Genomic DNA, 11,333 nt, shown 5'->3' with positions numbered 1-11,333 from the left:
GTTCTTCACGGTGTTCTCGGAGATGAACAGCTGCTTGGCGATGTCCCGGTTGTTCAGGCCCTTCGCGACCAGACGGAGCACCTCCATCTCGCGGTCGGTCAGCCGCGGCGCCGGCACCTGCTGGCGCTCGTCGCCGCGCTTGATCATCGAGGCGAACTCGGTGAGCAGCTTCGAGGCCATGGACGGCGAGATCAGCGACTGGCCGCCGTGGACGGCGCGGATCGCGGAGGCGACCTCGTCGATGGAGATCTCCTTGAGCAGGTAACCCATCGCGCCGGCCTTGATCGCGTCGTACAGATCGGCCTCTTCGTCGCTGATCGTCAGCATGATGATCTTGCTGCTCGGCACGGCGTCCTTGATCGCCGTGCACGCATCGATGCCACCCCGGCGAGGCATCCGGACATCCATCAGGACGATGTCGGGAGTGGTCTCGGCGGCGCGCTCGACCGCGGCCGCGCCGTCCTCCGCCTCGCCGACCACATCGATGTCGGCTTCCTGGGCGAGCACCATTTCCAGACCGCGACGGAACACGGCGTGGTCGTCGACGATGAGTACCCGGATCGGCTCCCCCGACATCGGGGCAGGCGGCGTCATTGCCGCGTTTTCTGTCCCGTCACTCACTGGCCCTCCACGAGACCCGTGGCCTGGATGCTGTGCTGCGTGTGGCCATGATTACACGAGATGGGCCAGGGCGGGGTAGTCAGACCGAGGGGGCCTGTCCGTCCTTCTCTGGCTCATGTAGGCGAACCACGCCGTAGTCATATCCCCGCCGCCGGTAAACCACACATGGCGCCTGGTCGCCCTCGTCGACGAACAGGTAGAAGTCGTGGCCGACCAGCTCCATCTCGAACAACGCCTGGTCCAGGCTCATCGGGGCGGCGAGGTGGATCTTCTCGCGTACGACGTACGGCGCTTCGTCCTCCTCCGCCGGCTCGCCCGGCTCGCCCGGCGGCTCGGCCGAAGCGACGGGAGGCTCGGCATCGGCGGCGGCGCTGGCCGCCGGTGGCTGCACCGACCCGGTGGCGAGCGCCACGGACACCGGGGTGCGTGCACCGTGATGCACGCGGCGGCGGTCGGCCGCCCGCCGCAGCCGCATGTTGAGCTTGCCGATCGCGAGGTCGAGCGCGGCCTGCTCGTCCGCCGCCGATGCCTCGGCCCGAATGACCGGGCCACGGGTGCGACAGGTGAGCTCGACCCGCATCCGCAGGTCCGACAACCGCGGGTTGCGCTCCTCCGCGATCTCCACGTCGACCCGGTCGGCCTTGCGGTCGAGCTTGGCGAGCCGGGTCAGCTTCTCGGTGATGCTGTCCCGGAAGCGCTTGTCGATGTCGGTGTTGCGCGACTTGACGACGATGTCCACGGGACCATCTCCTGACGTCTGATCGGGACTCATAGAGGGGCCGACTTCCGACCGTAGTCCCTCCGGGCGGACCGCCACCACGCCAGGTCAGGTCCGCCGTTGGGTCGCCGCGACGGTGGCCGCGCCGGCCACCGTCGCCCCCGCACCACGAACTGCCCGAGCCGCCTCGGCGAGGGTGGCACCGGTCGTCACCAGGTCATCGAGCAGGACGACGTCCGCGCCCGTGAGCAAGTTGCGGTACGCCGGACGGATCGCAAACGCACCGGCGAGGTTGGCCGCTCGGTGCGCCGAAGACAACCCGGCAGAGTCGGCGACGGCGCGGTCGTGCCGGAGCGCGGTCGCAACCCGGACCCGGGCGCCCTCGCGCCGAAGGAGTGACCCCGCCCGTCGGGCCAGCCGGAGCACGACGTCGTCGCCCCGGGCCCGGATCGCCTTGCGCGATGACGGCACCGGCACGAGCAGAGCCGGACGACCGACGTCGACCCGCGACGCGACCGCAGCCGCGACGGCCGTCGCGAGCGGGACCGCGAGGACCTCGGCCAGCCCGACGGCGCCGTGCTCCTTGTAGGCGATCACCAGTGCCCGCACCGGGTCGGCGTAATCCACGACCGTCCATGTCGCGGGCATCCCGCTGGGACACGGTCGTGGCACGGTTCGGCGCGCGCCACCGGTGAGCGCGGCCCGGCAGCGCGCGCAGGCCGGGCCGCCGTCCCGGTCGCATCCGGCGCAGGGCGAGGGGAACAGCCGATCGAGCAGCGCCACATCAGGCAGGTTGACGCACTCTCGCTGCCCGGCCGGGCGCCCGCGGCGCGCTGTGGAGGACGCGGCCCGCGGGTCAGCCTGCGTACGACGGGTCGGCGCCGGTCGCGACCGGCCGCCAGTGGGCGCCGGTCAGCATCCACACCCTGCCGCCGGCCGCGGCGAGGAAGGAAGCGCCGGGCGCCGCCGCCACCTGGGTCGGGTTGCGCGGGACGTCGGCGCCGCCGAGCGTGGTGCGTTGGTAGCCGTCGACGGTCGTCTCGATGATGGCCCGCCGGTTCTTGCCGACCGCAGCGGTGGTGACGATCTCGTTGGCCCCCGCCCACGCGAGGCCGGAGACGTCGGACGTCGAAGGGACGACCAGAGCGGGCGAGACGACGGTGGTCACGCCGTGTTGCACGGCCAGGCCTCCGACCATGAGCTCGGTGTGGCCGGATGCCCCGACGACCATCGCGATCCGTGCCCCGTCCCGCGAGACCGCAACGTCGCGGATCCCCGCCATACGCACGCTCTCGGGAACTGCAACCCGGTGGATCGACCCGCTCGGGGACACCTCCACCAGGTGCGACCCGGCGTGGTTCGTCTCGGCCACCAGGACATCGCTGTCGGGATCGAACGCCGGCGGGGACACCACCGCGGCGGTCAGCCGGGAGTGCATCGATCCGGTCGACGGCCCGACCACCAGGGTGGTGGCACGGCGACCGACTCGCAGCGCGGCCGCCATCGTGCCGTCGGCGCTGAGCGCCGGCGCCTCGAGGCCGGATCCCTGCATGGCGGGTGGTACGCCGGTCGACAACCCGTGTATCCGGCCGCGGTCGGCGAACAGGGCCCCGCGCGCGCCCGGCGGCGTCCGCGGGTCGAACTGGGACCACGACCCGACCGGCTGCACCTGGGCGGCACCGGGCACCGGCAGTGGCGCACCGTTGAGCAGCAACCGCACACCGGTGACCGACGACACCTGGCGCAGCGTCCACACGATCTGCGCGGACACCCGCTGCAGCTGCCCGCCGGATGCCTGCTCGATCGCCCCACCGAGATCGACTTCGGCGATCCCGTCGGTGCCCACCGTCACGTTGCCGACCAGGCCGGTGCCATGCGGCAACGCGTTGACGACACTCGCGCGAAGCGCCGGACCCGGTCCGTCGATCAGGTCGCGGAGCAGCGTGGTCGCAAGCCCGGCCGCGTCCGGCGGGACGAGAATCGGTTCGGGCACGAGCGCCGACTGGGAGCGATCGAAGTAGTACAAGCTCACGGACTGCAACGTGCGTTCCGCGTCCGCGGTCGACAGCAGGATCTGCGCGGGCAGGTGCGAGATGCGCCACTGTCCAGAGGCGCGAACGACCGAGAACCGCACCGGCAGGATTCCGGGATCGACCCGATAGTCGCCCCGACCGTCGACGACTCCGACCCGGTTGATGTCCACGTTGACCGTGTGCGTACCGGCATGAGGCGCCGGGAGCCCGTCGTAGAGCACGGCACCCGACGGCGGGTGCCAGCTCGTGCCGCTGGCCAGGTACAGCCGTGCGGTCGCGTAGTTGCCGTCGCTGTCGACGAGCGCGTTGAGGAAACCCTCGACCAGCTGGTCGGGGGTGATCCCAAGGTAGGGCACAGCCGGGTCTTCACGAATGTCGTTGGGCTCGACGTCGGAGCCCGGCGGCACGCCCCGCCCGATGTGCACCGAGCCGGACACGGGAACGCCTGCACAGCCGGCGGCGAGCAGCGCCGCGACCGCCACCATCGCGCCGCGCCGGGCGGCGGGCAGGCGCCGCGGCTCAGGCACGCACCGACTCCGGATCCGAGCTGCCCGGCTCGCCGGCTCGACCGTCGTCGGTCGGCCCGAGCGGAAGCGGGGACTCGGTGACCTTCTCGCCCACCCGCCACGGAAGGGTCATCCGGAAGACCGCCCCCTCGCCGGGCTTGCCCCAGGCCTGTAGCCAGCCGCCGTGCAGCCGGACGTCCTCGAGCGCGATCGACAGGCCCAGCCCGGTGCCGCCCGTGGTGCGGGCGCGAGCCGGGTCGGCCCGCCAGAACCGCCCGAAGACCAGCGACGCCTCGCCCGGCCGCAACCCGACGCCGTGGTCGCGAACCGTGACGGCCACGCCCCCGTCGCCGCCCCGAAGGCAGACCTCGACCGGGCCGCCCTCGGCGTGCTCGATCGCGTTGTCGACCAGGTTGCGCAGGACCCGGTCGATCCGCCTGGAGTCGGCCTCGACGATCACCGACGTGTCCGGCAGGTCGGTGGTGATCGTCGATCCCCGCCGCTCGACCAGCGGAGTGGACAGCTCGACGACCCGCGAGACCAGGCCGCGCAGGTCGATGGGCTCGACGTCGAGCACGGCCGCGCCGGCGTCGTACCGGCTGATCTCCAGCAGGTCGGCGAGCAGCAGCTCGAAACGGTCGAGCTGGGCTTGCAGCAGCTCCGACGAGCGGGCCAGCTCGGGCGGTAGGTCGACCGACGAGTCGTGCAGCAGGTCCGCCGCCATCCGAACGGTTGTGATCGGGGTCCGCAGCTCATGGGAGACATCGGCGACGAAGCGGCGCTGCAGCCGGGACAGCTCGCGCAGCTGCGAGATCTGCTGCTGCACCGTGTCGGCCATGCGGTTGAACGACGCCGCCAACGTGGCGAGATCGTCCTCGCCGCGCACCTTCATCCGTTCCTTGAGCCGGCCGGACGCGAGTCGTTCCGCGGTCGAAGCGGCGAGCCGCACCGGGCGCACCACCTGGCGGGTCACCACCGTTGCGATGATGACCAGCAGAAGGACCAGCGCCGCGCCGGCGAACAGCATGGTCCGCTCGACCAGACGCAGCGTCGCGACCTCACGGCTGAGCGGGACCAGGTAGTAGAGCTGGTAGCGCACGCCGCCGGACTGCACCGGCGCGCCGAGAACGAGGCCCGGTCCGCGCGTGCCATCGGCGTTCGTGACGGTGCTGTAGGTCCACGCCTCGCGGGACTGAAGCGACACCGCCCGCTGCAGCGACGCCGGGATGCTGGACGGCTCGATGTGCGGCCCGTTGCGCGGCTGGTACGACGGCAGGCCGGGCGTCACCGAAAGCATCACCACGTCGAAGTTCTGCTGGTCGGGGTCCGGCGAGAGCGCGAGCACCACCGCTTCGGCGGTGCGTTCCACGGCCCGGTTGTCCGACCTCGGCAACGCCGCGAACTGGCTCTGGGCATGATCGACGCCGGTGGTGAGCTGGCTGGTCGCCGAGCGCGTGGCGGAGTCGAGCAGCCCGGACCGCACCTGGTGCAGGATCGTCACGCCGAGCAGCACGCTGACCGTCGCCGACAGCGCCAGGGTGGTGGCGATGACCCGCAGCTGCAGCGAGCGGCGCCATCGATGCCGCACGGCGCCGGCGACCGCCGCGGGCGGCCAGCTCACGTCGGTCCGGCCTTGTAGCCGACCCCCCGCACGGTCACGACGATGTCGGGATGCTCCGCGTCGCGCTCCACCTTGGCGCGCAACCGCTGCACGTGGACGTTGACCAACCGCGTGTCGGCCACGTGGCGGTAGCCCCAGACCTGCTCGAGCAGCTGGTCGCGGGAGAACACGTGCCGAGGCTTGCGGGCAAGTGCGGTCAGCAGGTCGAACTCGAGCGGGGTGAGCGGGATCGGCGTGCCGTCGCGGCTCACGACGTGCCCCGCGATGTCGATGGTCAGGTCACCGATGGTGAGGATCTCGTTCTCGCCCTCGTCATTGCGCCGCAGCCGGGCCCGCATCCGGGCGATCAGCTCCTTGGGCTTGAACGGCTTGACGATGTAGTCGTCGGCCCCCGACTCCAAGCCGATGACGACGTCGATCGTGTCGCTGCGCGCGGTCAACATGACGATCGGAACACCGCTCTCGCCGCGGATCGCGCGGCACACGTCCACCCCGTCGGTGCCCGGCAGCATCAGATCGAGCAGAACCAGGTCCGGCTTCACCACCCGGAAGGCGTTGACCGCCTGGTCGCCATCGCTGACGAACGAGGGCTCGAAACCCTCGTTGCGCAGCACGATGCCGAGCATCTCCGCCAGGGCCGGATCGTCATCCACGACGAGGACACGCGCCTTCACCCCTCTATCGTCGCACCGCTCTGGGACGATGGCGGTTCCTTCCGTCGCGTCGGGGTGAGCAATGGCTGGCGACCAACCGAGGTCGGGCGACTGGGTGAGCCCCAGTGGGGGTGCCGAGCCGCCGCCTTACTTCGCGGGTGCGGCACCGTCCGGCGCCGGCCAGCCGCCGCCCGGGTGGTCGGCAGCTCCGCCCCCGCCGCCGCCGTACGGCTGGGCTCCCCCGCCGTCCGGCTGGGGCGCACCGCAGGCGCCGCGCCCCGGGATCATCGCGCTGCGCCCACTCGGTGTCGGCGAGATCCTGGACGGCGCGTTCACGACCATCCGGCGCTACCCGGGCGCGACCATCGGGCTCGCGACGCCGGTGCTGTTCGTCGTGGAGGCGCTGCAGCTGCTGACGTCGTACTCGTTTCTCAACGGCATCAACTCCGGCGTCACGACCTCCAACGACGTCAACGTCACCAACATCACCAACGCCATCGGGCAGGTGCTCACGGTCGACAGCATCGTCGCTGTTGTCACCCTGATCGCGACTGCACTGCTGAGCGGGATCGTGGCGACCGTGGTGGGCCAGGGCGCACTCGGCCGCCCGATGAGCGCGGGCCAGGCCTGGCACTCGTCGGTGCCGGCGATCTGGCGGTTGCTCGGCGCCAGCCTCGCGGTGCTGTTCATCCCCGCGCTGATCGCGGCGGCGAGTGTGCTGCCGGGAGTCGTGATCGCCCTGATCGGCGCCGGCACTTCGTCGCATGCTGCGGTCGTCCTCGGCGTCGCCCTCGCGGTGATCGGCGGGATCGCCGGCTCGGTCTTCGCGCTGTACGTCGCCATCTCGCTCAGCCTCACGACACCGGCGCTGATGCTCGAGAAGCAGGGCATCGGCGCTGCGCTGCGGCGGTCCCGGGTCCTCGTCCGCGGCAGCTGGTGGCGGGTCTTCGGCATCACCCTGCTCGCCGGGATCATCGGCGCGGTCATCGCCGGGATCATCGCGGCACCGTTCACGTTGCTCGGCGGCGGGATGTCGGGGATCTTCTCCGGCAGCGTCACGACCCAGTTCCGGTTCACGACCCTCCTGCTCAGCGGGATCGGCGGGCTAATCGGCGGCGTCCTCGTCCGGCCCTTCACCGCGGCCGTCATCGCCTTGCTCTACCTCGACCGCCGCATGCGTGCCGAGGGGCTCGACCAGACCCTTCAGCAGGCGGCAACCGCCGGAACTCGATGACCGATCCCGGCCCGATCACGCGGCTCGGGGCGCAGCGGGCCGCCCGCCGCGAGCTGTCCAAGTCGATCTACCACCACAACGGCGAGACGCTGGCCGGGCGGGCGGTCCGAGCGGCCGCCCGCTGGCTTGACCACCTGCTGTCCCACACGTTCGGGAACGCGCCGGCCGGCTCGGCAGGCGCCCTGGCGGTGGTGGTCCTCATCGTGGTGCTCTCGGCGCTGGTCATCTGGCGGGTTGGCGTACCCACCCGCGCCGGCTCGGTCGGGGGCGTCTTCGACGCCGAGCCACCGGTGTCCGCCGCCGCGCACCGAGCCGCGGCAGAGCGCGCTGCCGCCGCCGCGGACTGGACCACCGCGGTCGTCGAGCGTATGCGTGCGCTCGCCAGGGAGCTCGAGGAGCACGGGATCGTCGAGCCCAGGGCCGGGCGCACGGCATCGGAGCTGGCGGCAGCGGCCGGCCGGGCGCTGCCGGACGTCGCTGCTGACCTCATGCGGGCAGCCGAGACGTTCAACCGGGTGGTGTACGGCGGCGCCCGGCCGACCGACACCGACTACGAGCGGGTGGCCGCCGCCGACGAGCTGATCCAACGCGCCTCGCGGGTCGAGGCGCTCGCCCGATGACCTCGATCGCGGCCGAGCCGCCGATCGAGCTCGGCGCCGTCTGGCGGCGGGTGCGCTATCCGGTCATCCTGGTCGTGATCGGCCTCGCGCTGGTCTCACTGTTCGCGGCGCTGGGAACGACGCCGTACAACCAGTCGCTCGACCCGCGCAACACCGACCCCGACGGGGCCCACGCCCTCGCCGCGCTGCTGCGCGACCGCGGGATCGACGTGAGCATCGTGTCCTCGCTCGCCGCCATCGCCTCCGACCCGAACACCGGCGTCCTGGTGACCGAGCCGGACGTGCTGCCGGACCGGGTGCTGGCCACGATCGCGCGCTCGACGTCGCCGTTGGTGCTGGTGAACCCGTCGACGAGCGCACTGGCAGCGGCCGGGCTGGACCTGCGCGTGGACACGAGCATCGCCGCGTCGACGCTGCCACCGGACTGCCCGCTCAGGGCCGCGGCGACGGCCGGCTCGGCGCGAATCGCCGGCGACCTGTACGCCGTGCGGCCGGGATCCACGGCGATCACCTGCTACCACGACCAGGGCGACGCGGCGCTGGTCGAGACCATCCGCCCGAACGGCGCGAGCACGATCGTGCTCGGGTCGGGTTCAACGCTCAGCAACGCCGAGCTCGCCGACCAGGGTGACGCCGCGCTCGCCCTCGGCGTACTCGACACCCGAGCCGTCCAATGGGTGCCGGGCGGCCTCGGCGCCGGACCGGCGCCACCGTCGCGACAGGGCTTGCTCAACCTGCTGCCGCCACGGCTGTTGTGGGCAACCCTCGAGCTGTTCATCGCGCTGGTGGTGCTCGCACTGTGGCGCGCCCGCCGGCTCGGTCGTGCGGTGGTCGAGCCGCTGCCGGCCGTCGTCCGCGCCGCCGAGACCGTCGAGGGCGCCGGCCGCATGCTGCATGCCGCGCACGCGAGCGGGACCGCGGCGTCGGCGCTGCGGTCCGCGAGCATCGCGCGGCTGTCCCGGATGCTGCGACTGGCTCCGGACGATGCTCCGGCGGCGGTGACGTCGCTCGTTGCCCAACGCGCCGGGCTGGCCGACCACGAGGTTGGCAAGGTCCTCTACGGTGGCGAGCCACGCGATGACGCGGAACTCGTGCGGCTCGCTCAGGAGCTGGCCCGCCTCGAAGCACTCGTCGTCGTCGAGGATGTGCCCCGCGAAGGAGGTCAGCAGTGAGCGAAGCCCAGCCGCCGGCGGGCGCCGCACCACGCAGGCGGACGGCACCGGTCGCGGAGGTGTCGCCGGACGCCGCCCGGCAGTCCTTGACCGCGTTGCGCGGCGAGGTCGCGAAGGCTGTCGTCGGACAGGATGCTGCGGTGTCGGGGCTGGTCGTGGCTCTGCTCTGCCAGGGTCACGTGCTGCTCGAAGGCGTGCCCGGGATCGCGAAGACCCTGCTGGTCCGGACGCTTGCCGCCACCCTGTCGCTGGACACGAAACGCGTGCAGTTCACACCCGACCTCATGCCGGGCGACGTGACCGGCTCGCTCGTCTACGACGCCCGCACGGCCCGCTTCGAGTTCCGCGAGGGTCCGGTGTTCACCAACCTGTTGCTGGCGGACGAGATCAACCGCACCCCGCCGAAGACCCAGGCCGCGCTGCTCGAGGCAATGGAGGAACGGCAGGTCAGCGTGGAAGGTACGCCGCGGCCGCTCCCGGTGCCGTTCCTCGTCGCGGCCACCCAGAACCCGGTCGAATACGAGGGAACGTACGCCCTGCCCGAGGCGCAGCTCGACCGTTTCCTGCTCAAGCTGACCATGCCGCTGCCCTCGCGCGAGGAGGAGATCGGCGTCGTCACGCGACACGCGGAAGGCTTCGACCCGCGTGACCTCGCGGCGGCCGGCGTCGCCGTGGTGGGCGGCGCGGCCGAGCTCGCCGCCGGCCGGCGGGCGGTAGCCGGCGTGCGGACCGCGCCCGAAGTGCTGAGCTACATCGTCGATGTCTGCCGCGCGACGCGCACATCGCCGTCGCTCGGGCTCGGTGTCTCGCCGCGGGGCGCAACCGCGCTGCTCGCGACGTCGAAAGCGTGGGCGTGGCTGTCGGGACGCGACTACGTCACCCCCGACGACGTGAAGGCGCTCGCCCGGCCGACGCTTCGGCACCGGGTCACGGTGCGACCGGAGGCCGAGCTCGACGGTGTCACTGCGGACGGCGTCCTCGACGGCGTGCTTGCCACCGTCGCCGTGCCACGGTGACAGCGCCGGCGGCGACGTGACATGGCACTGACCGGCCGCGCCGCGTTCCTCGCGGCGCTCGGCGTGCTGGTCGTCTTCGTCGTACCGGCGCGCGGCTGGTCGGTGCTGATCGTGACCGTCGCGATCATCGCCGCGGTCATGCTCGACGTCATGCTGGCGGCTTCTCCGCGGGCGCTCGGGTTCGAGCGCGACGGCGCCGCAAGCACGCGGCTGGGCGAGCCGGCCGACGTCGGGCTGATCGTCATCAACACCAGCGGCCGCCGGCTGCGCGGGCTGGTCCGCGACGCCTGGCCGCCCTCGGCCGGCGCGCGGCCGCGTTCGTGGCGGCTCGCCGTCGACCCCGGCGACCGGGTCCGCCTGATGACCACGCTCACACCCACCCGCCGGGGCGAGCGCTCGGCCGCCGGGGTCACCATCCGCGCGGTCGGTCCGCTGGGGCTGGCGGGCCGGCAGCACACCCGCAGCGTGCCGTGGACGGTCCGGGTGCTGCCCGCCTTCACGAGCCGGCGGTTGCTCCCGGAGAAGCTCAGCCGGCTGCGCGAGCTCGATGGGTCGGTGCTCGCGGTGGTCCGCGGCCAGGGCAGCGAGTTCGACTCGCTCCGCGGGTATGTCGACGGCGACGACCCGAGGTCGATCGACTGGCGAGCGACCGCCCGCCGCCAGGAGGTCGTCATCCGCACCTGGCGACCGGAACGCGACCGCCAGGTCCTGCTCGTGCTCGACACCGGGCGTACGGCGGCCGGGCGGGTCGACGGGGCGCCGCGGTTCGAGGCGACCCTCGATGCGGCGTTGTTGCTCGCCGCGTTGGCCCGGCACGCCGGTGACCGGGTCGGGTTGCTCGCCCACGACCGCCGGCTGCGGGCCGCGGTCGACATGACCAGGCAGGGGGACGTACTGCCATCGGTGCTGCGAGCGACCGCAGGCCTTCATCCGGTGCTGGTCGAGACCGATGTTCGCGCGACCGTCTCCCAGGTCCTGCACCGGTTGCGCCGCCGCTCGCTCGTGGTGTGGTTCACAGCGCTCGAGCCCGCTGCGATGCAAGCCGGGCTGCTGCCGGTGGTTGCCTCGCTGGTCCGCCGGCACACGGTCCTGCTCGCAGCGGTGTCCGACCCCCGGCTCGACGAGCTCGCCGCGGAGCG

11 protein-coding genes are annotated in these 11,333 nt (G+C 72.4%); 5 read left to right on the top strand and 6 right to left on the bottom strand.

Annotated elements, in window-relative coordinates; all coding sequences use genetic code 11:
• The 6 genes from VME70_01750 to mtrA form a co-directional block, all read right to left on the bottom strand.
• Nucleotides 1–594, bottom strand: a 594-nt coding sequence (locus tag VME70_01750; protein ID HTW18917.1) for a response regulator transcription factor, incomplete at its 3' end; no start/stop codon positions are given.
• A 106-nt stretch (nucleotides 595–700) separates the two neighbouring features.
• Entirely contained in the window at nucleotides 701–1,360 is a 660-nt protein-coding gene (raiA, locus tag VME70_01745; GenBank protein ID HTW18916.1) for a ribosome-associated translation inhibitor RaiA, read from the bottom strand.
• Between the two features lie 87 nt (nucleotides 1,361–1,447).
• Entirely contained in the window at nucleotides 1,448–1,987 is a 540-nt protein-coding gene (locus VME70_01740; GenBank protein ID HTW18915.1) for a phosphoribosyltransferase family protein, read from the bottom strand.
• Nucleotides 1,988–2,195: 208 nt separating this feature from the next.
• The gene (locus VME70_01735; protein ID HTW18914.1) at nucleotides 2,196–3,899 is read right to left on the bottom strand and encodes an LpqB family beta-propeller domain-containing protein; all 1,704 of its coding nucleotides are present in this window, start codon (nucleotides 3,897–3,899) and stop codon (nucleotides 2,196–2,198) included.
• A complete protein-coding gene (gene mtrB, locus VME70_01730) occupies nucleotides 3,892–5,499 on the bottom strand; it encodes an MtrAB system histidine kinase MtrB (protein HTW18913.1) in 1,608 nt (535 codons plus the stop codon). Before mtrB ends, VME70_01735 begins: the two co-directional genes overlap by 8 nt.
• Nucleotides 5,496–6,173 (bottom strand): MtrAB system response regulator MtrA, encoded by a 678-nt coding sequence (mtrA, locus tag VME70_01725; protein HTW18912.1) that lies wholly within the window; start codon nucleotides 6,171–6,173, stop codon nucleotides 5,496–5,498. Before mtrA ends, mtrB begins: the two co-directional genes overlap by 4 nt.
• A gap of 94 nt (nucleotides 6,174–6,267) precedes the next feature.
• On the opposite strand from mtrA, the gene VME70_01720 reads away from it, so the two are divergent.
• The 5 genes from VME70_01720 to VME70_01700 all read left to right on the top strand — a co-directional run.
• Nucleotides 6,268–7,386, top strand: a complete 1,119-nt coding sequence (locus tag VME70_01720) for a hypothetical protein (protein HTW18911.1) — start codon at nucleotides 6,268–6,270, stop codon at nucleotides 7,384–7,386.
• Complete coding sequence (locus tag VME70_01715) at nucleotides 7,383–8,006, top strand: DUF4129 domain-containing protein (GenBank protein ID HTW18910.1); 624 nt, start codon at nucleotides 7,383–7,385, stop codon at nucleotides 8,004–8,006. The genes VME70_01720 and VME70_01715 overlap by 4 nt, the downstream gene beginning before the upstream one ends.
• Entirely contained in the window at nucleotides 8,003–9,178 is a 1,176-nt protein-coding gene (locus VME70_01710; protein ID HTW18909.1) for a DUF4350 domain-containing protein, read from the top strand. The genes VME70_01715 and VME70_01710 overlap by 4 nt, the downstream gene beginning before the upstream one ends.
• 59 nt (nucleotides 9,179–9,237) lie before the next feature.
• Nucleotides 9,238–10,194, top strand: coding sequence for a MoxR family ATPase (locus tag VME70_01705; GenBank protein ID HTW18908.1), 957 nt, complete (start codon nucleotides 9,238–9,240; stop codon nucleotides 10,192–10,194).
• 21 nt (nucleotides 10,195–10,215) lie between these two features.
• The coding region (locus VME70_01700; GenBank protein ID HTW18907.1) for a DUF58 domain-containing protein at nucleotides 10,216–11,333 on the top strand (1,118 nt) is incomplete at its 3' end.

Source organism: Mycobacteriales bacterium, assembly GCA_035504215.1.
In the GTDB taxonomy this organism is placed as follows: domain Bacteria; phylum Actinomycetota; class Actinomycetes; order JAFAQI01; family JAFAQI01; genus DATAUK01.
Note: the sequence above shows the minus strand (reverse complement) of the source record. Positions and strands in the feature narration are given on the sequence as shown.